Annotated in this window: 20 protein-coding genes; 2 read left to right on the forward strand and 18 right to left on the reverse strand. The window is 61.6% G+C overall.

Annotated elements, in window-relative coordinates; translation table 11 throughout:
• Both APH44_RS06380 and APH44_RS06385 read left to right on the forward strand, forming a co-directional pair.
• The coding region (locus tag APH44_RS06380; RefSeq protein WP_054891865.1) for a Hint domain-containing protein at window positions 1-1,841 on the forward strand (1,841 nt) is incomplete at its 5' end.
• A gap of 207 nt (window positions 1,842-2,048) precedes the next feature.
• A complete protein-coding gene (locus tag APH44_RS06385; protein ID WP_156343731.1) occupies window positions 2,049-4,298 on the forward strand; it encodes a hypothetical protein in 2,250 nt (749 codons plus the stop codon).
• 309 nt (window positions 4,299-4,607) lie between these two features.
• Here the strand turns inward: APH44_RS06385 and flhB are convergent, their stop codons facing one another.
• The 18 genes from flhB to fliE all read right to left on the reverse strand — a co-directional run bounded on the left by flhB (window position 4,608) and on the right by fliE (window position 20,114).
• Complete coding sequence (gene flhB / locus APH44_RS06390; RefSeq protein WP_054891867.1) at window positions 4,608-5,747, reverse strand: flagellar biosynthesis protein FlhB; 1,140 nt, start codon at window positions 5,745-5,747, stop codon at window positions 4,608-4,610.
• Between the two features lie 2 nt (window positions 5,748-5,749).
• Entirely contained in the window at window positions 5,750-6,526 is a 777-nt protein-coding gene (gene fliR / locus APH44_RS06395; protein WP_054891868.1) for a flagellar biosynthetic protein FliR, read from the reverse strand.
• Window positions 6,527-6,533: 7 nt separating this feature from the next.
• Window positions 6,534-6,803: a flagellar biosynthesis protein FliQ gene (gene fliQ, locus APH44_RS06400; protein WP_054891869.1), complete on the reverse strand. Its 270-nt coding sequence runs from the start codon at window positions 6,801-6,803 to the stop codon at window positions 6,534-6,536.
• A 22-nt stretch (window positions 6,804-6,825) separates the two neighbouring features.
• Window positions 6,826-7,581 (reverse strand): flagellar type III secretion system pore protein FliP, encoded by a 756-nt coding sequence (gene fliP / locus APH44_RS06405; RefSeq protein WP_054891870.1) that lies wholly within the window; start codon window positions 7,579-7,581, stop codon window positions 6,826-6,828.
• The gene (gene fliO, locus APH44_RS06410) at window positions 7,581-8,033 is read right to left on the reverse strand and encodes a flagellar biosynthetic protein FliO (protein ID WP_054891871.1); all 453 of its coding nucleotides are present in this window, start codon (window positions 8,031-8,033) and stop codon (window positions 7,581-7,583) included. Before fliO ends, fliP begins: the two co-directional genes overlap by 1 nt.
• Window positions 8,034-8,501, reverse strand: coding sequence for a flagellar motor switch protein FliN (gene fliN, locus APH44_RS06415; RefSeq protein ID WP_054891872.1), 468 nt, complete (start codon window positions 8,499-8,501; stop codon window positions 8,034-8,036).
• Window positions 8,502-8,546: 45 nt separating this feature from the next.
• Window positions 8,547-9,515: a flagellar motor switch protein FliM gene (gene fliM, locus APH44_RS06420; protein WP_054891873.1), complete on the reverse strand. Its 969-nt coding sequence runs from the start codon at window positions 9,513-9,515 to the stop codon at window positions 8,547-8,549.
• A gap of 11 nt (window positions 9,516-9,526) precedes the next feature.
• Complete coding sequence (gene fliL / locus APH44_RS06425; RefSeq protein ID WP_054891874.1) at window positions 9,527-10,024, reverse strand: flagellar basal body-associated protein FliL; 498 nt, start codon at window positions 10,022-10,024, stop codon at window positions 9,527-9,529.
• Between the two features lie 264 nt (window positions 10,025-10,288).
• Complete coding sequence (locus APH44_RS06430; protein ID WP_054891875.1) at window positions 10,289-11,683, reverse strand: flagellar hook-length control protein FliK; 1,395 nt, start codon at window positions 11,681-11,683, stop codon at window positions 10,289-10,291.
• A gap of 72 nt (window positions 11,684-11,755) precedes the next feature.
• Window positions 11,756-12,103, reverse strand: a complete 348-nt coding sequence (locus tag APH44_RS06435) for an Hpt domain-containing protein (protein WP_054891876.1) — start codon at window positions 12,101-12,103, stop codon at window positions 11,756-11,758.
• A 49-nt stretch (window positions 12,104-12,152) separates the two neighbouring features.
• Window positions 12,153-13,844, reverse strand: a complete 1,692-nt coding sequence (locus APH44_RS06440; protein ID WP_054891877.1) for a fused response regulator/phosphatase — start codon at window positions 13,842-13,844, stop codon at window positions 12,153-12,155.
• A gap of 8 nt (window positions 13,845-13,852) precedes the next feature.
• A complete protein-coding gene (locus APH44_RS06445; RefSeq protein WP_054891878.1) occupies window positions 13,853-14,158 on the reverse strand; it encodes an STAS domain-containing protein in 306 nt (101 codons plus the stop codon).
• An 87-nt stretch (window positions 14,159-14,245) separates the two neighbouring features.
• Complete coding sequence (fliJ, locus tag APH44_RS06450) at window positions 14,246-14,704, reverse strand: flagellar export protein FliJ (RefSeq protein WP_054891879.1); 459 nt, start codon at window positions 14,702-14,704, stop codon at window positions 14,246-14,248.
• 6 nt (window positions 14,705-14,710) lie between these two features.
• Window positions 14,711-16,069, reverse strand: coding sequence for a flagellar protein export ATPase FliI (gene fliI / locus APH44_RS06455; protein WP_054891880.1), 1,359 nt, complete (start codon window positions 16,067-16,069; stop codon window positions 14,711-14,713).
• Window positions 16,059-16,817, reverse strand: coding sequence for a flagellar assembly protein FliH (gene fliH, locus APH44_RS06460; protein ID WP_054891881.1), 759 nt, complete (start codon window positions 16,815-16,817; stop codon window positions 16,059-16,061). Before fliH ends, fliI begins: the two co-directional genes overlap by 11 nt.
• Before the next feature lie 162 nt (window positions 16,818-16,979).
• Window positions 16,980-17,999: a flagellar motor switch protein FliG gene (gene fliG / locus APH44_RS06465; protein ID WP_054891882.1), complete on the reverse strand. Its 1,020-nt coding sequence runs from the start codon at window positions 17,997-17,999 to the stop codon at window positions 16,980-16,982.
• Window positions 17,992-19,767 (reverse strand): flagellar basal-body MS-ring/collar protein FliF, encoded by a 1,776-nt coding sequence (gene fliF / locus APH44_RS06470; protein WP_054891883.1) that lies wholly within the window; start codon window positions 19,765-19,767, stop codon window positions 17,992-17,994. The genes fliG and fliF overlap by 8 nt, the downstream gene beginning before the upstream one ends.
• 14 nt (window positions 19,768-19,781) lie before the next feature.
• On the reverse strand, window positions 19,782-20,114 hold the full coding sequence (gene fliE / locus APH44_RS06475; protein ID WP_054891884.1) for a flagellar hook-basal body complex protein FliE: 333 nt from the start codon (window positions 20,112-20,114) through the stop codon (window positions 19,782-19,784).
• Between the last annotated feature and the right edge of the window lie 73 nt (window positions 20,115-20,187).

Consider the following 20,187-nt stretch of genomic DNA (forward strand, 5'->3'; position numbering starts at 1 on the left):
CCGAACTATTCAGAAACGCCCACCTCCTTCCCGTTATTCTAGGATCGTTACTCGCGTTCGATGTAAACAGCACAACGCTGAGCGAAGGCGAAACAGCGCTGAAAAGCATGAATGAAACGCAGGTTCGGTCCGCGCTGCACAAGGAACTTGAACCAGGCGTGCCCTATCGCCTGGATCTCGGAAACCCTCTCCATTATCGCTATATCATGGACGCCCAGGCGCGGACGGGAAACTCGGCCGAGCGCTCGCCGAAACTGTTCGAGCTACTGAAAGCAAGCCATGAGAACAGAACCAAAACGCTGCGAACTTCTGGCGCCTCGCTACCGGTTGCGCAGCTCATAAAGCCTGCTGAAGATGACAAACTTCAAGACCTCAACTTCATTTCCGAACTGTCACGTTCGGCGGTGTTGGCGAACGGCACAGCGCCCCTGATAGAGACCAAAGCCCTGTCTTCTGTTGTGGGCGGGACTTTGAACACCAACGTGATCCTCACACTGTTTGATGTGACCACGGGAGACATCATTGAACATACCCAAGAGTCACAAAGCGGACAAGGCACCAACTTCGCCGTTTCTCTCGAAGCCAAAGAGGTTCAGCCTGGCGCCAATGTTCAATCCGAGGCCATCTTCACCTATTTTCCTAAAAACGCTACGGATCCCGATCCTGTCGTCGTAGTACAAACCACCTACAGTCAGGGCCTGGTGACGGACAGCTGCATCTCTGCGCCCAACTATTGCAAGCGTAATGCAATTGGCCAGTGTTCGGGCGAGGGCCATGAAAATGCCTGCACCAACAAGTTGTCCGATATGTCCATACCGGTAAAACTGTGCTGGTTCAGAAAAAGCGCTCAAGAGTGCGACTATTATACAAATACGGCCCACCCACAAAATTACGTCTTTCCGCTGGCAGGCACTGTCAGTTATCAAGGCGCGGTCGCGCAGTCAAACAACAGACCGTCGGGCACCACGACCATCTATCTGCAAAGTACGCTGGGCGGGGGATGTTATGTGCACTTCGCGCAGGGCGCGTCGCTGGAAGGCTGGACGGTGACGGACAAGCAAAGTGTCAAGTTCGACTACGACAGCGCGCAGTTTTCCAATCAATCGGGATGCCTGACCAATAACAAGAACGCTCTGGTCAACCTGTGGGCGCTTTCTCAAGTTTTACTCCAGGGCGAGCCCAACAACCCTGTACCCGCCTTGGCTGCCCTGACGTTTACCAGCGACCCGCAGCAGACTGGGCGACCTGGCGTGGAAAGAATCCCGCAGCTTTACATCATGGAAGGATGCGTTCCAGCAGGCACTCAAATCACCTTGGCCGATGGTAAAACTGCCGCCATCGAGGACATCAAAAGCGGCGAAAAGATTCTCACGTCCAACGGTGTTCGCACCGTGCTGGAACGCACAACGGGCAGTGAGACGGGTGCCTTGTTCGAAATCAAGACGCATGACGCGGTCAAAAATAGTCCAGGTCCTACTCTAGTGGTGACCAGCAACCACCCGATGCAACTTGAAAACGGCGAATGGCTGCAAGCGAACAGGCTGCAAGTCAATGACTATCTGGAAGGTAGCCAAGGCAAACTCCAGGTGCGCTCTGCCCGACCTCTCGAAAAGGCCGACAACGCCCCGACTCCGGTATTCAACTTGATCGTGGAAGTTGATAAAGCCAAGGGAGACATGTTTGCGACCTATTACGCAAACGGCCTGCTTACTGGCGACATGAACAAGCAGCAGCAAGTTGCCATTCGTGATCTTCGCACACCGACGCTTAGCCAGTCTGCTCAACGCAACCTTGTGCCTGCAGGTTGGGAGAAAGACTACGAGTCGCAGCAACAGCGCTAGGGGCTGCCTGAAATGTCTCTGCGCGAAGGCCAGGCAAGTCGAAGCGGGGGGGAGGAAAGCCCGACGTCGCGCTCAGCGATTCCGAGCCCCGTTTCAACGCAGTACGGGCGAGTGCAGATACATTTCTGAAAGAGCTCAGCGCAGAGGCCCCACAATTTACGCTTCTGCTCGATAGATACCAAACGACCACAGTTCAGGTGGCATGTCATGCAAACTGCACAACAGAATATTGAAGCACCGACAATATTGGCGGCAGTCTACGAAGGCGATCACGTCATTGTCACATGGGATGCGCGAGAACACTCCGCCGCCGTTAAGTGGATGGTTCAACTTTCCTATCTGGACGCCAATCAATGGTCAAGCGTACGCCGAGTTGTCCTGCCATCCCAGGCACGAGAGGGTCGACTGACGCTGATCGAACCCTTGAATACCTGGGTGACTTATCAGATCTCAGTACAGGCTTTGGCCGCCGACGGGAGCTGTGAGACCAGCAAGCCAGTCGTACTACCAACGCAGCGCCCGACTTTGCAATCAGCTAACTACGATGGCCAGATCCTGACGGTATCCTGGCAGCCGTCACCCCATGCTGCGGTCGGCTACGACGTAATCGTATCGAGCGCAACCAATGAACGTGAACAGATTTTTCGCGCCTCTGATTCTTGGTGTCCAGCAAGCAGCATTCATGAGTGGCACCTCGACATAAGCCTTCGCAGCAATCAGCAATGGTCTGTAAGGGTCGCCGCAGTGGCTGAAGACAATGCTACTGTGCGCTCTGAGCCGATGCACTTTCCCCGGGGATCGATGGCTGTACCACTGCTCGATAGCAATAACCTGTATCGGGAAGGCAGTTATATATCTGCCATGTGGACCCTTGCGGACGTCAGTGACATCGCTGAATGCCGATTGACAGCAACCAGTCGGATCAGCGGGGTCAGCTACAGCGTGCAGGGACTGGATCCCAATTTTTGGTATGGGGACTTGCCGTTGCCAGCTCCCCTTGCCGAGAAAGACAGCTTCGAATTCACAGTGACGGCAGTCACTGCCAGCGGTGCTGGCCTGGTCAGCACACCACAGGCAATCCTGAGCGCACGCCCGGTGATAGAGTCTGCGGTATTGCATTCTCAAGGCCTTGAATTGAGCTGGCGCATGCTGAGCGGTCTAGCGATCAGTGACTACACATTGCAGGTGTTTTCCCGCAGTAGCGGCAAAACCTATACACGCACTGTTCAAGAACCGTGGTTGACTCGGGGCAATATCCCCTTGGAAATTGCCCTGGATGAAAAGCAGCAGTGGCTATGCCAGGTCATTGCCAATTCCGGTAGCGGGATGGGAACGGAGAGTGACCTGGTTCCGCTTGTCACAGGTAACGTCGAGCTCATCGATCAACGCATCGAACAATCAAGCATCACTCTGTTTTGGCAGCCGCCGGAGTCTGTCACGCCCCCAACGGGCACTAAAGTAGAGGTGTCTATGGGTGGACGTGTGATCAGCAGTACCAGCGTGACCGGGAATAGCGCGCAGCTACCGCTTCCTTGCCCTGAAAACTCTTCGATCTTGCCCATTGTCGAGTTGACCCCCTTCAATGCCCAGGCCCATAACAAGCGGGCAATCCACTACACCCCCGCCGAAACCTCACGCCCTGAGCAACTTGTCGATAGAGCGCGCCAATCAAAGCCGCTGACTTTCCGGGTCGCTCGACCATTGCCATGGCCTTCAGTACCTGAAGCGCCAAACGGTCGTATTGTCAACACACGACAGGGCGCAACTATCGTTGTTCCAGCTTCGGCTGCCCTGCTTTACGGCGAGAGAGTCAGGGGGCGAGCTGGAATCGTTACCACAGCAACCCTGTCGGTCACTTTGCCTGGCAAGCCATTGGGCATCCCAGTGACCGCTGCGGAGCTGGAACGATTGTCGAACACAGGAATACAGCCTTGGTTTTACGAAGTAGAAATTGGCGGGGTTTGGCGCAAGTCGAGCGACATTGGCATCTGGGTAGGTGCTGAGCCAGGCTGGCGTGAAGAAAACTGGTCAAACGTCGATATCAAGCCACTCGAAATCGGACAACCCATAGAAACTGATTCGAGGCTCATTGTTGAGTTGCGAAAATTCGCCCCCTCCGGCGACCTGCGAACCGGCTTCACCCGCGATGGGATCAGCACCAGGCTGTCAGTCCTGCACGGCAGCATGGTGTTCATTACTTTACCCGACCCATTGCCCACCGCATTTCGCTTTTTCTATTACCCCTCTCGGGACGGAGCGGTCTCACTCAAGTTCTATAGCCCGATCGGGGAATTTCTTGATGAAGCTCTGCTGGCGCCTTCTCAGCTGCCCAACCCGACACTGTTTTCCTATATGCATCCTCAGTGGAAAGCTGTTCAGTACATACAGCTTGAAGTGCTGAGCGCCTATAGCGTTCAGGAGCAACATGTTCACATTCCGTCATTTATCTGGGATTGACGCACTTGCTCTGCAATCGTTTCGATCGGCATAGCGACCCACGCACCAACCCGGCAACGCCAAGTTCAGTGCCATGATGTGCGGCACGTTTTGGTCATGCCGGGCTGGTAATCGCTTGCTCGACCTTGGCTCAGTGGAATGAGACAAACCTGGGGAGACTCCAGCCGCAGATCGATGCGCTCCCGTCGAAATTTATCGATATGCATGTCAATCACAAAAGTCAAAGAGGCTAAAAGACGCGCTCCACATCTGCCGCTTGTATGAAATCGAACGCCATGCCTCAGTGACTTTGTACCGCCCATGTGTACATCAATCCCGGCGCAGATCATTCGGAATCGGCAGATCCTTCTTCAGCGGCTCGGGCGGCTTGCCCTTGCCCGAGCGGTACTGGCGAATCTGGAACACGTACGCCAGCACCTGCGCCACTGCCAGGTACAGCCCGGCCGGAATCTCGTGCTCAAGCTCCGTGGAGTAGTAGATCGCCCGTGCCAGCGCCGGCGATTCGAGGATCTGTACCTTGTGCTCCTGGCCGATCTCGCGGATCTTCAAGGCCAGGAAGTCGGTGCCCTTGGCCAGCAGCAGCGGCGCCGCACCGCCCTTCTCCGGGTCGTACTTGAGCGCCACGGCATAGTGCGTCGGGTTGGTGATGATCACATCGGCCTCGGGCACCGCCGCCATCATCCTGCGCTGCGACGCCTCGCGCTGCAGTTGGCGAATGCGCTGCTTCACCTCCGGCTTGCCCTCGGTATCCTTGTATTCGTCGCGCACTTCCTGCTTGGTCATCTTCAGCTTCTTGTGCGTCTGCCAGAGCTGGAACGGCACATCGACGATGGCGATCAGCAGCAGACCCGCCGCCATCCACAAGGCGCTCCAGCCCACCACCTGCACGCTGTGGATGATCGCCTGCTCGAGCGGCTCCTTGGCAATCGCCATCAGCGCCTCGCGGTCGTTGGCCAGCACCACCAGCGCCACCACCAGCACCAGGAAGAACTTGGCCACCGCCTTGAGCAGTTCGGTCAGCGAGTTCAGCGAGAACATGCGCTTGATCCCGGACAGCGGGTTCATCCGGCTGAACTTGGGCTGCAGCAAGGAGCCGGAAAACAGAAAGCCGCCCAGGGCGATAGGGGCCACGAACGATACGACGAACAGCAGCACCAGCACCGGCTGGGTGGCCCAGATGGCCATCTTGCCCGAGGCCATCAGGAAGGCGCCCATGGCCCGCTCGTCGACTATCACTTCGCGCGACAGGCTGAAGTTCACGCGCATCAGCGTCATCAGGGTTTCGGCAAGGTGGCCGCCGAAGGCCAGCAAGGCGCCGGCGCCACCCAGGGTCACCGCGAAGGTGTTGAGCTCTTTGGAACGGGCGATGTCACCCTTTTCCCGTGCGTCGCGCTTGCGCTTCTCGGTGGGTTCCTCTGTCTTGTCCTGACCGCTCTCGCTCTCTGCCATGCTCAGGGCGCCCGTGCCAGCTCACGCAGCCACTGCAAGGCCTCGCTGGCCAGTTGCTGGTAGTGCGAGAGGATGTCGGCAAGCCCGACCCAGAAGATGGCCAGCCCCAGCACCAGGGTCAGCGGGAAACCAATGGAGAAGATGTTCAGCTGTGGCGCGGCTCGGGTCATCACACCAAAGGCGATGTTGATCACCAACAGGGCTGCGATGACTGGCAGGATCAGAACCAGCCCCGCTCCCAGCACCCAGCCCAGGCGTCCGGCGATCTCCCAGAAATGCGCGACCACCAGGGCATTGCCCACCGGCAGCGTGGTGAAGCTTTCGGTCAATACCTCGATCACCACCAGGTGGCCGTTCATCAACAGGAACAGCACACTCACCAGCATGGTCAGGAACTGCCCGACCACCGCCACGTTGACGCCGTTGGCCGGGTCGATCATCGAGGCCATCGCCATGCCCAGCTGAATCGCCACGATCTGCCCGGCGACGACGAACGCCTGGAACAGCATCTGCAAGGAAAACCCGAACAGCGCGCCGACGATGATCTGTTCGGCGCACAGCAGCACGCCACGCACGCTCAAGGGCTCGAACTCGGGCAGCGGTGGCAGGCCGGGCACGATCACCACGGTGATCGCGACCGCCACATACAGGCGTATGCGCGCCGGCAGCATGCGCGTACCGAACACCGGCATGGTCATCAGCACCGCTGCCACGCGAAACAGCGGCAGGATGAAGGTGGCGACCCAGGTGCCGATCTGCGCGGCGCTCAGCTCGAGCATGGGCTCATCATCCGATCAACTGCGGAATGCCGCTGTACAGGCCGGTCATGTATTCCATGAACTTCTGCACCAGCCACGGACCGACCACGATCAGGGTGATCAGCATCACCAGCAGGCGCGGCAGGAAACTCAGGGTCTGTTCGTTGATCTGCGTGGCCGCCTGGAAGATCGCCACCAGCAGGCCGACCAGCAGGCTCGGCACCACCAGTACCGCTACCATCAGGGCCGTCAGCCAGAGCGCATCGCGGAACAGGTCGACGGCAACTTCAGGGGTCATCGAAAACTCTCCTTGAGCGGCCTCAGACGCCGCCGAAACTGCCGGCCAGCGTACCCATGATCAGCGCCCAGCCATCGACCAGGACGAACAGCATGATCTTGAACGGCAGCGAGATGATCAGCGGCGACAGCATCATCATACCCATCGCCATCAGCACGCTGGCGACCACCATGTCGATGATCAGGAACGGAATGAAGATCATGAAGCCGATCTGGAACGCGGTCTTGAGCTCGGAGGTGACGAATGCCGGCACCAGGATGGTCAGCGGCACCTGGTCGGGGCCGGCGATGTCGGTGCGTTTGGACAGGCGCATGAACAAGTCCAGATCGCTTTGCCGGGTCTGCGCCAGCATGAAATCCTTCAGCGGCCCCTGGGCTTTGTCGATGGCCTGTTGCGCAGTCATCTGTTCGTTCAGGTAGGGCTGCAACGCGTCACGATTCACCCGATCGAACACCGGCGCCATGATGAACATGGTCAGGAACAGGGCCATGCCGGTGAGCAACTGGTTCGACGGTGTCTGCTGCAGGCCCAGGGCCTGGCGCAGGATGGAGAAGACGATGATGATGCGGGTGAAGCTGGTCATCAGGATGACGAACGCCGGAATGAAGCTCAGCGCCGTCATGATCAGCAGGATCTGCAGGCTGACCGAATATTCCTGCTGGCCGTCCGGCCCATTGGACAGGGTGATGGCCGGGATCGACAACGGATCGGCAGCCAGGGCCACAGGCGCGGCCAGCAGCAGCGCCAGGGTCAACAGTAAGCGCAGCGCGCCGCTCATCACTTCTTGTCCTTCTGGTCCTTGCCCATCAGCTCGAGCAGCCGCTGGGCGAATTCCGGTGCCGCCTGGCGCGCGCCGACAGGCACCTCCACGGGCTCGGCCATGACGTGCAACGCTTCGATGCTGCCAGGGCTGTGGCCGATCAGGATCTGTTCCTTGCCCACCTGCACCAGCAGCAGGCGGTCGCGCGGGCCGAGGGCTCGGCTGCCAACGATCTCGATCACCTGCCCGCCGCGCGGCTGTGCCACCTGCAGGCGGCGCAACAGCCAGGCGAGCAGGAAGATGGCGCCCACCACCACGAGCAGACCGAAGACCATCTGCGCCAGTTGCCCACCCATGCCGCCGGGCGCGGACGTGCTGGCCGACACCGACGCGGGATCAGCCGCGCCGATCACCACCTCGCTGGCGAGCAATGTGCCCAGGGCGGCGACGCCGCGTATCAGGCCCTTCACTCAGCGCAGCTTCTTGATGCGTTCGCTGGGGCTGATCACGTCGGTCAGGCGAATGCCGAACTTCTCGTTGACCACCACCACTTCGCCATGGGCGATCAGCGTGCCATTGACCAGTACATCCAGCGGTTCGCCTGCCAGGCGATCAAGCTCGATGACCGACCCCTGGTTCAGTTGCAGCAGGTTGCGAATGCTGATTTCCGTGGCGCCCACCTCCATGGAGATGCTCACTGGAATGTCCAGGATCACGTCCAGGTTCGGCCCTTCCAGGCCGACGTTTTCGCTCGGCCGCGGGGAGCTGGCGAACTCTTCCATCGGCAGGCGACCTGCGCCGGAGGAGCGACCATTGTCAGCTGCCAGCAGCGCATCGATGTCCGCCTGGCCGGCATCACCGGTTTCTTCCAGGGCCGCCGCCCACTCATCGGCCAGGGCCTGTTCCTCTGGGGAGGTGATCTCGTTTTCGTTAGCCATAAAGTCCTCGACAGGCTTTCAATTCGTAGTGCGACCGGCTCGCCGTCAGCGGCGCTCGATCGGGTCGATGATCTGCAGCGACAGGGTGCCCTTGTGCGAGCCCAGACGCGCCTTGAACGACGGCACGCCGTTGGCGCGCAGTACCAGGTGTTCGGGCAGCTCTACCGGAATCACATCGCCCGGCTGCATGTGCAGGATGTCGCGCAGCTTGAGCTGACGACGGGCAACGGTGGCCGAGAGCGGCACATTGACGTCCAGCACGTCCTCGCGCAGAGCCTTGACCCAACGCTCGTCCTGATCGTCCAGGTCGGACTGGAAACCGGCATCGAGCATTTCGCGCACCGGTTCGATCATCGAATACGGCATGGTCACGTGCAGGTCGCCGCCGCCGCCATCGAGCTCGATGTGGAAGGTCGAGACCACCACCGCCTCGCTGGGCCCGACGATGTTGGCCATGGCCGGGTTGACCTCGGAGTTCATGTATTCGAAGTTCACCGGCATGATCGCCTGCCAGGCTTCCTTGAGGTCGACGAAGCACTGGTCCAGGACCATGCGCACCACACGCAGCTCGGTCGGGGTGAACTCACGGCCTTCGATCTTGGCGTGGCGCCCGTCGCCACCGAAGAAGTTGTCCACCAGCTTGAACACCAGCTTGGCGTCGAGGATGAACAGCGAGGTGCCGCGCAGCGGCTTGATCTTGACCAGGTTGAGGCTGGTCGGCACGTACAGCGAATGCACGTACTCGCCGAACTTCATCACCTGCACGCCACCCACCGCCACGTCGGCGGAGCGACGCAGCAAGTTGAACATGCTGATGCGGGTGTAACGGGCGAAGCGCTCGTTGATCATCTCCAGGGTCGGCATGCGACCGCGGACGATCCGGTCCTGGCTGGTCAGGTCGTAGCTCTTGACGCCACCGGGTTCGGCAGCGCTCTCGGTCTGTACCAGCCCATCGTCGACCCCATGCAGCAGGGCATCGATCTCATCCTGGGACAGCAGGTCCTGCACGGCCATCGAGTGTGCTCCTACTGCAATACGAAATTGGTGAACAGCAACTGGTCGATGACCGGCTTGCCGACTTCCTTCTGCGCCACTTCCTGGACCACCGCAGTGGCCTTCTGGCGCAGCATTTCCTGGCCCACGGCACTGCTGGCCAGGCTGTCGAAGCCTTGCCCTGAGAACATCATCACCAGATTGTTGCGAATCACCGGCATGTGCACTTTCAGCGCATCGAGGTCAGCCTGGTTGCGGCCCTGCAGGGTAATGCTCACCTGCATGTAGCGCTGGCGGCCGTTCTGGTTGAAATTGACCACGAAGGCCGGCGCCAGGGGCTCGTAGATCGCCGCTTGCTTGACGCTGGCCACGGCAGGGTCGGCCGCAGGTGCAGGCTCGCTCTTGTGCATGATGAACCAGGTGGCGCCCACCGACAGGCCCACGGCCAGCAGCAAGGCCAGCACCAGCAGCAGGATCAGCTTCAGTTTGCCTTTAGTGGCGGGGTCTTTGACTGCGTCGCTCTTCGCCATGCCAATAATCCGTCGTCCATCGGGGTTTCAAGAAAGGATGACGTGGCTGAGCAAGTGTTATGCCAGATTTGGCCGAGCGGGCTTGAGGAGGTGGTAGGAGCGGGCTTGCCCGCGAACACGGGCGTAGCCCGTGCCAGGCAGCGCGGTGTATTTTTCGCGGGCAAGCCCGCTCCCACAGGGATTTGGGCTGGCTTCTAGACTTTGAGCAAGACAGTTGCTCACAAAAGCCCGCACCGGTGTCAGACGCAGCCCCCCCCCGAATGATCAAGCGTAGTAATCGACCGCACTGTCGCCAATCACCACCTGCTGCTCCACCGGCCGCGAAGCATCGGCCAGCTCACCGTCCTCGCCCGCCTCCCCGGCCCGACGCGCAGCGACACCAGACAGATTCGATCCACCCTGCTGGGCCTGCTGCTGTTGCTGACGCGACTGGTCGGCGACGTTGACGTCAGGCTGGGCCAGCCCCTGCTGGGCGAATAGCTCGCGCAGTCGGTACAGCTGGCTGTCCAGCGCATCGCGCACGCCGGCGTGACCACTGATGAAGGTCACCTGGGTGGCCTGGTCCGACGCGACATTGACGCGAATGTCCAAACGGCCGAGCTCTGCAGGCTCGAGCTGGATGTCGGCCGACTTGAGGTTCTGGCTCGACAGGTACATGACGCGGTTGACCAACCCTTCGGTCCAGGCTCCCTGATTCATCGCGAGGGGCTGGTGCAGCGGATTGGTCGGCGGTACGGCATGGGCAGTCTTGGCGGTGACGGCCTGGGTCAGGTTGGCCAGGCGATTGGCGAAGTCGTCCACGCGGGTGTCGCTGTCGGCATGCTTGACGTCTTTCAGACCATTGGACAACAGCTCGGAGAAGCCTTTTTCGCCAGGCTGTGATTGTCCGCGCTCGGATTCGCCCTCAGGCTTGACCGCCAGGTTCGCCAAGGTATTGACGTTGGCCTGGGCACTGTCGTCCTGGGCCTGGGTCTTGTCACCCTGGCCAGAGGCGTGCGTCGAGGTAGTGCCTTTGGCCTGGGCGCTCTGCTCGAGCGCCAGGCGCAAGGTCGGCATGTTCGCCAGGGCGTCGGCCTCGGGATCGAAGTCGCTGTCGGCCTGCTCGGCGACCGGCGGCGCCAGCTCTTCAGGGACCGGTTGCGCAGCAGGCTGCTGGATCGCGGCCTGCAGCACCGGGGCGACGGCTTCGGCCTGGGCCTGGAGCAATTGCGCACCCGCCTGGGCGTCGGTCACCTGCCCTGCCACCAGGCTGGCGTCCAGGGAGCTCGAGTCGCTTGCCTGATTGCCGTCGCTGGAGGCCTGCTGGGTACTGTCACCCGCCTGTTGAGTGCTGTCGCTACCCTGGTTGTTCTTGTCAGCGGCCGATGCGGCCTTGTTGCTGTTGGCTGGCAAGTTCTTGCCATTACCGGCAACCGGCGAAGATCGGTCGTTGCCGCCCTTGCCGCCGGCATTGAAGTCAGGCTTGTCCTTGGGCGCCGGCACAGAGGCCTTGTCGTTGCGCACCGGCATCTTGTCGCTCTGCTGTCGGGCCATCAGCTGGTCGAAGCCGCTGCCCTGATTGCCCGGTGCTTGCGGGGTTTTGTCCGCCGCAGGACTGGTCGCCCGCGAGGTCGCGTTGGCGAGGCCGGCTTGCAACAAGGGATTGGATGCGACAGGCATTGAAACTCTCCACGCCAGTGAACCGAAATAGAATCTGGGTGAAGACAGGCAAAACTCGCGCCAGTTTTGCCGTCAGCCTGCAGAAACCCGCTCGCGTTCGCTACGGTAGAAGCGCTGGACCTCGACGAACTCCTGGTCGATCCGATTGATCAGGTCCTCGATACCATACAACGGCTGTTGCCGCACACGCTCCTCGAGCTGCTGGCACAGACTGGCCAGGCCCACTGCGCCCATGTTGCTGCTGCTGCCCTTGAAGCTGTGGGCGGCCATCCCCAACTCGCTGGCGTCCTTGGCTTCGTGCAACTGACTGAGACGGCGCTCGGAGTCTTCCAGGAAGGTTTCCAGCAACTGCAGGTAGCCATCTTCCATAACCTCCTGCAGGTCGCTCAGGACCTTTTGATCGATATGCTCGTGTGTCACTTGCTCACTCCTTGATCAAGCTTGATTATGCCTCAATCGCCGAGGCCGCTCACCAACCGAACTCCACCCGCGCCCGCCGCCCCTGGTCGAGCCATTGAGCCTTGACGCCCAAGCGCTGTACCAACTGTAGCCCACGCCCACTGAAACCTTTTTCCGACGCGGGACGCGCCAAGACTTTCTCGATATCAAAACCCGTGCCACTGTCGCTGATTTCAACTGTCAGACGACCACCTGTTGCCATGGGTTCCACCCTCAGCGCGATTTGCACGAAGCCCTCGGACAATGCCGCCAGGCGCCGACCGCGTTCGCGGTAGTACTCGGCAAACCCCTCGGCATCCTGCTTGAGCCGTGAGTCCAGGCCCAACACCCCGTGCTCCAGCGCATTGGAATACAGCTCACCGAGCACACTGTGCAACACTCCGCTGCTGGGACGCAGACCATGGATTTCCTGGAGGAACTGCAACAGATAAGGCACCGGGTTGAAGCGCTTCAGGCTGTCGGCATGCAGCACCAGCGACAACGACCAATCCAGCGGACTGGAGCGACCGCTGTCGGAATACACCGGCGCCACAGGTGCCAGGCCACCAGGTTCGGCCATACGGATATCGCACAGGCTGATGTCGTCTCGCGGCACACCACCAAAGCGCTCCAGCGCCTGCATCACTTCATCGAACAGTCGCTCAGGGTCGCGGTTGGCCGCCAACACCTCACGCAAGCGCTCCACACCAAACAATCGATCCGTCGCATCGCTGGTATCGACCACGCCATCGGACAGCAGGAACAATCGCTCCCCCGCTGCCAGCGGCAGTATGTCGGTGCGGTCGTCAAAATGCTCGGGCGCCAGGATGCCCAGCGGCAAGTGCCGGGATTGCAGCACCGACAGCACCTCGCCGGCGGCCGACAAACGATAGCCATCGGGCATGCCACCGTTCCACACCTCGACCGTGCCACGCTCGAAACTCAGGTTCAGCAGCAGCGCACAACAGAACATGTCCACCGGCAGGATGCGCTTGAGCTTGGCGTTCATCTCGCGCAGCGTCTCGACCAAACCATAGCCCTTGGCGGTCATGCCATAGAACACCTCGGCCAGGGGCATCGCCCCCACGGCCGCCGGCAGGCCGTGACCGGTGAAATCACCCAGCAGCACATGCATGTCGCCCGAAGGCGCGAACGCAGCCAGCAGCAGATCGCCGTTGAACAATGCGTAGGGCGACTGCAGGTAGCGGATGTTGCTGCTTCTCAAGCAACCGGAATGGGCGACCTTGTCGAACACCGCTTTGGCTACGCGCTGCTCGTTGAGCAGGTGATGGTGATGCCGGGCCAGTTCGTCGCGCTGCTCCAGCACCGTTGCCTGCAGCCGACGCAGACGATCCATGGCGCCGATCTTGGCAGCCAGAATCACTGCGCTATAGGGCTTGGCCATGAAATCGTCGCCGCCGGCTTCCAGGCAACGCACCAGCCCTTGCTCCTCGTTCATCGAGGTGAGGAAGATGATCGGTATCAGCGCTTCACCGGCCATGGCCTTGATCCGTCGCGCCGCCTCGAATCCATCCATCACCGGCATCAAGGCGTCGAGCAGCACCAGGTCCGGCCTCTCTTCGGCGAACAGCGCAACGGCCTGCTCGCCGTTTTCGGCAGTGACCACCTCGTGCCCCTGGCGCCGCACGATCTGCGCGAGCAGCAAGCGGTCCGCGGCACCGTCCTCGGCGATCAGCACCCTCAATCCCTGTTCGGCGGGCATGAACGGCCTCAGCTGACGTCGAACAATTTTTCGAAGTTGGAAATGGCGAGGATCTTGCGCACATCAGAACTGGTATTGATCACTTTGATATCCGAGTGGTCACCACCGGCGTGATCGCGCAACAGCAGCAGCATGCCCAGTGCGGAGCTGTCCAGGTACGTCGCATCCTTGAGATCCACCACGACCGAGTCCGGGGCCGGGTGCTGGCGCTCGTAGGCGTCACGAAATTCCTGATGCTTGCCGAAATCGAAACGGCCCTTGACCTTGATCGTCAGCTGCTTTTCGTCCGGTGAAAAATCAGTTTCGACTGCCATGCGTGCGATTCCTTCGATGATGGCTACGACTCAGGAAGGTTTAGCAGCAGCCCGGCTGGGCCGCAAGCGCAGCGGCTTTGAGCGGTGTCAGCCTGGAAAATGATTCTGCCTGGGCAAGCGCTGTGACAGCTCGTCGAGCAGCTTCTGCTCACGCTTGTCTTCGGCCCGGCGGGCTTCGTCCAGGTAACGCTGCACCAGCTTGCGCAGACCCTCGACCCGGGCGTAGGCCTGTTGCCAGGCGTCGCGGGCATTCTTGAGGTTGTTCTGGTGCCAGGTCAGGCTCTGGCGTTGCTGGGTCATGGCCGTTTCCAACTGCCCCAGAAAGCGCTGATAGTTGACCAACCAACTGCCGCCAACGCCCTGGCTGCCGCGGTTGATCCACTGCAACTGGTAGTCCTCGCGAAAACGCTCAAGCTCGGCGAGCTTGGCCTGTGCCTGGGCCACCAGTTGCTGGAAGTGGCCCATGCGCTGGACAGCCTTGCGCTCGGCTTCCTCGGCCATCTCCACCACCGGCGACAGGCGCGCGGCACGACTGGGCAGGGCCATGGCCTATCAGCCGCCCGCCGGCGGGGCGAACACCGCGCCCAGCTGCTCGCCGCTCTCGGCCATGCCGACACTTTCGTCCAGCCCCTGGCGCAAGAACGCCACCAGCTTGGACTGCAAGGCAATGGCCAGGTCGGTTTCCGGATCGCCACCGGCCACGTAGGCACCCACGCTGATCAGGTCGCGACTCTGCGACAGGCGCGACCATAGTTGCTTGAACTTCTGCGCCTGGCGCAGATGGTCGGCATCCACCACCTGCGGCATCACCCGGCTGATCGAAGCCTCGATGTCGATCGCCGGATAATGCCCTTCCTCGGCCAGGCGCCGGGACAGCACGAAGTGTCCGTCCAGCACCCCACGTGCCGAATCGGCGATCGGGTCCTGCTGGTCGTCCCCCTCGGAAAGCACGGTATAGAACGCAGTGATCGAACCACCCCCCGCCTCACCATTACCCGCGCGCTCGACCAACTTGGGCAACTTGGCGAACACCGACGGCGGATAGCCACGGGTGGCGGGCGGCTCGCCGATGGCCAGGGCGATTTCCCGCTGCGCCTGGGCAAAACGGGTCAACGAATCCATCAACAACAGGACATTCTTGCCCTTGTCACGGAAATACTCGGCGATGCGCGTGCAATACATGGCTGCGCGCAGTCGCATCAGCGGTGCATCGTCGGCCGGCGAAGCGACTACCACCGAGCGCTTGAGCCCTTCCTCGCCAAGGATGTGCTCGATGAACTCCTTCACCTCGCGGCCCCGCTCACCGATCAGGCCGACCACGATGATGTCGGCCTTGGTGAAGCGGGTCATCATGCCCAGCAGCACCGACTTACCGACACCGGTACCGGCGAACAGACCCAGCCGCTGGCCGCGACCGACAGTCAGCAGGCCGTTGATACTGCGGATACCCACATCCAGCGGCTGACTGATCGGATCACGGTTGAGCGGGTTGATCACCGGGCCATCCAGCGGCACCCAGTCCTCGGCCTTCATCCCGCCCTTGCCATCGAGGGCACGGCCGGCGCCATCGAGCACCCGTCCAAGCATGCTCATGCCCATGGGCAGGCGGCCGCTGTCGTCCAGCGGCACAACCCGCGCACCGGGGGCGATACCGGCGATACTGCCGACCGGCATGAGAAAGACCTTGCTGCCGGCAAAGCCCATCACTTCGGCCTCGACCTGTACCGGGTGGTAGCTGTCGTCGTTGATCACCATGCAGCGGCTGCCCACTGCGCCGCGCAAGCCCTCGGCTTCGAGGGTGAGACCGACCATGCGCAGCAGACGGCCCTCGACCACCGGCTGCTCCGGCAGATTCACCGCCTCGGCATAGCCGGCCAGGCGCTTGGCGAAACTGGTGCGTTCAAGGCGCATCGGGGCTGTCCAGGTCGACCGACAGATCCGGCGCAGCAGGATGCAGTGATTGGTCGTGGGTCTGCTCGAACAACTGCGCCACGGCCTTCTCCATGCGGGTTTCCATGGTGGCATCGATGCGGCTGTGAGCCGTCTCGATGCGACAACCGCCTGGCAGCAGCGACTCGTCTTCAAGCAGCTTCCAGCTTTCCTCGTGGCGTTCGCGCAGGGCCTTGGCCAGCTCGAAATCCTGCGGATTGAGGTGGATGCGGATATTGTCTGCGCCCATCGGCAGCAGTTTCAGCGCCTCGCGCAACACATGAGTGATCTGGCTGGAATCGCTGGCCAACTCGCGACCGATCACCTGACGGGCGACATGGGCGACCAGGTGCACGAGGGACTTCTCGATCTGGGTATCCTGCTCGGCGATGGGCTCGAGCAGGTTGGCCATCAATTGCTCCAGGCTCGCCAGCTTGGCCGTCAGGGCCTCTTCGGCCTCCTGGCGCACCTTGAGCTGCGTGCTGTGGAAACCCTCGCGCTCGCCGGTGGCGAAGCCTTCGTTGTAGGCCTCCTGGCGAATCGCTTCGAGCTCTTCGAGGGTCAGCGGCTGGACTTCCTCCAGCGGCACTTCCTCGACTTCCTCGACCACCTCGGGCTCAGGTTCAGGTGCAGGCTCGGGCTCCGGATCGAAGCTGGGCAATGCCCATATATCGACGCCCTCGAGGTCGCGGGCGCGGATCAGGTCGCTGGGATGTTCTTTGGTGGACATGCTGTCATGTTCTCGAAACCATGTTCAGCCAACGCGATCCCCGTGGGAGCGGGCTTGCCCGCGAATGCGTCAGCAGGAGCAACGCGTGGCCTGACCTGGCGCCTTCGCGGGCAAACCCGCTCCCACAGGGTCAGCGCCAGTCAGAACGGTGCGCGAAATCGCTTAGATCATTTCCTCGGCACCCTTGCCACCGAGCACGATCTCGCCGGCCTCGGCCATGCGTCGAGCGATGGTGAGGATTTCCTTCTGCGCCGTTTCCACATCGCTGACCCGCACCGGCCCCTTGGCCTCCAGGTCGTCGCGCAGCAGTTCCGAAGCACGCTTGGACATGTTCTTGAAGATCTTGTCCTTGACCTTCTCGTCCGCGCCCTTGAGCGAGACCACCAGCACGTCCGAGGACACCTCGCGCAGCAGCGCCTGGATACCACGGTCGTCGACGTCGGCCAGGTTGTTGAAGACGAACATCAAGTCTTCGATCTGCTCGGACAGGTCGCTGTCGATATCGCGGATCGCATCCATGAGCTGGCCTTCCACAGAGCTGTCGAGGAAGTTCATGATGTCGGCAGCGCGCTTGATGCCACCCAGGGTGGTGCGCGCAGCATTGGAGTTGCCCGAGAACTGCTTCTCGAGGATCTGGTTGAGCTCCTTGAGTGCCGCCGGCTGCACGGTGTTCAACGAGGAGACGCGCAGGACGATGTCCAGGCGCACCTTGTGGTCGAAATTGCTCAGCACTTCACCGGCCTGGTCGGGGTCGAGGTAGGCGACCACGATGGCCTGGATCTGCGGGTGCTCATAGCGGATGACATCGGCCACGGCACGCGGCTCCATCCACTTCAGGCTGTCCAGGCCACTGGTGTTGCCACCGAGCAGGATGCGGTCGATCAGGCCGTTGGCCTTGTCCTCGCCGAGCGCCTGGTTGAGCATCTTGCGGATATAGCCGTCGGAGCCGACGCCCAGGCTGGTCTGGTCGCCGACGATCTCGACGAACTCGCTCATGACCTGCTCGACCTGCTCGCGGTGCACGTTGCCCATCTGCGCCATGGCGACGCCAACCCGCTGCACTTCCTTGGGCCCCATGTGCCGCAGGACCTGGGCTGCATCGGTCTCGCCCAGGGACAGCAGGAGAATCGCCGCCTTGTCGACGCGGCTCAGCTTGGCGGTAACGGCTCGGTTGTCACTCATCGGCGTTGATCCACTCTTTCACGACCTGGGCGACACGGCCCGGGTCTTCGGCCACCAGGCCCTTGATTGCGTTCAGTTGCGCCTCATAGCCTTCGCTCGGGCTTGGCAACAGGATACTGCTCGGCCCGCCAAGGCTGACGCGGTCGTTGCCCAGTTCGCCGTCCAGGCCGATCATGCCGCCCAGTTCCATGTCACTGTCGGTGGCCGCGCTCTTGCCGCCACCGGTGATGTTGTTGAGCACAGGGCGCAGCACGCCGAACACCAGCACCAGGATGAACACCACGCCCAGCACTTGCTTGATGATGTCCCAGAACCAGGGCTGCGAGTAGAACGGGATGTCGGCGAGCACTTCGCCACGGTCGGCGGAGAACGGCACGTTCATCACGGTCACGCTGTCGCCGCGGCTGGCATCGAAGCCGACCGCATCCTGCACCAGGCGGGTAAAGCGCGACAGGTCCTCGGCGCCCCAGGGCGCGCGGGTGGTCTCGCCGTTGGCATCGACCTTGACCTGATCGTCCACGACCACGGCCACCGACAGGCGGGTCAGGCGACCTTGCTGCTGGCGGGTATGGCTGATGGAGCGGTCCAGTTCGAAGTTCTTGGTGCTCTGCTGACGCTTGTCGGACGGATACGGCGCAAGCATCGGCTGGCCGGTGGCCGGGTCCATGATCTGCTGGCCGTTGGCATCGACCAGCGGCTGGCCGGGGGCGATGGCACCGGCCGGGGTACCGGTTCCGGCAGCGTTCTCAGGTGCAGCAGCACCGGCTGGCGGCTGGTTGCTCAGCGCGCCGGGAACACCCTGCGGGCCCTGGCTGCTGGCACGTTGCTCGTTGACCGACTGCTCGCTGCGCAGCGCCGGCTGGTCAGGGTTGAACTGCTCGGAGGTGGACTCGACGGCGTTGAAGTCGACGTCGGCGGAGACCTCGGCCTTGTAGCGGTCGTTGCCCAGCACCGGCTGCAGGATGTTGTGCACACGCTGGGTGAGCAGGCCTTCCATGCGGCGGGTGTAGTCGAACTGCTTGCCGGCCATGGTCAGCGAGGTGTCCTGCAACTGATCGGAGAGCAGATTGCCCTTCTGGTCGACCACGGTGACCTGCGACTTGTCCAGTTCCGGCACGCTGGTGGCGACCAGGTTGACGATGGCCATCACCTGACCGGCTTCCAGGTTGCGGCCTGGGAACATTTCGACCAGTACCGAAGCGCTCGGGCGGCGCTCGTCACGCACGAACACCGAGCTTTTCGGAATGGCCAGGTGCACGCGAGCAGCCTTGATGTTGTTCAGGCTAGAGATGGTACGCGCCAATTCGCCTTCCAGGCCGCGACGGTAACGGGTCGCCTCCATGAACTGGCTGGTGCCCAGGCCCTGGTCCTTGTCGAGGATCTCGAAACCGATGTTGCCATCGCTTGGCGCCACGCCGGCGGCGGCCAGTTTCATGCGGGCACGGGAGAGGTCATCGGCCTTGACCAGCAGCGCGCCGGAATTGGGTTCGACGGTGTAGGGAATATCAGCGGCGGCCAGGGTTTCCATGACCTGCTTGGTGTCCATGCCGGCCAGGCTGCCATACAGCGGACGGTAGTCCGGCTGCTGCGACCAGAGCACCACGGCAAAGCCGATGGCCACGCTGGCAGCCAGCCCGACCAGCAGGCCGACCTGACGCAGCATGGGCATCTGCGAGATGTTTTCCAGGAACGCCATGCCGAACAGCGGCGGCTTGGCCACGGGCGGGCCACTCTTGGCGGGGGCGTTATCGACGACTGCTTCGGCCATGACTCAATTCGTCCTCAAACCGGCATCTGCATGATGTCCTGGTACGCCTGGACCAGCTTGTTGCGCACTTGGGTCAGGGCCTGGAACGACACGCTGGCCTTCTGCGAGGCGATCATCACGTCGGTGAGGTCGACACCGCTCTTGCCGATCTCGAAGGCGTTGGCCAACTGGCTCGATGCCTGCTGGGTATCGCTGACCTTGTTGATGGCCTGGCCGAGCATGTCGGCAAAGCTGCTCTGGCCCGGGGCGAGCTCAGGCGCAGCGGCGACCTTGGGCAGCGACATGGCATCGGCCTGCATCGCGCGCATGTCCAACATCAGACGATTGAATTCAACACCTTGGCTCATGAACTTCTCTCTCCGGCGGCCGCATTTTTTTGACACTGATGCAGCGGGTAAAACGGTTAAAGCAACAAAGGTG

Source organism: Pseudomonas sp. NBRC 111143 (assembly GCF_001320965.1).
In the GTDB taxonomy this organism is placed as follows: domain Bacteria; phylum Pseudomonadota; class Gammaproteobacteria; order Pseudomonadales; family Pseudomonadaceae; genus Aquipseudomonas; species Aquipseudomonas machongensis.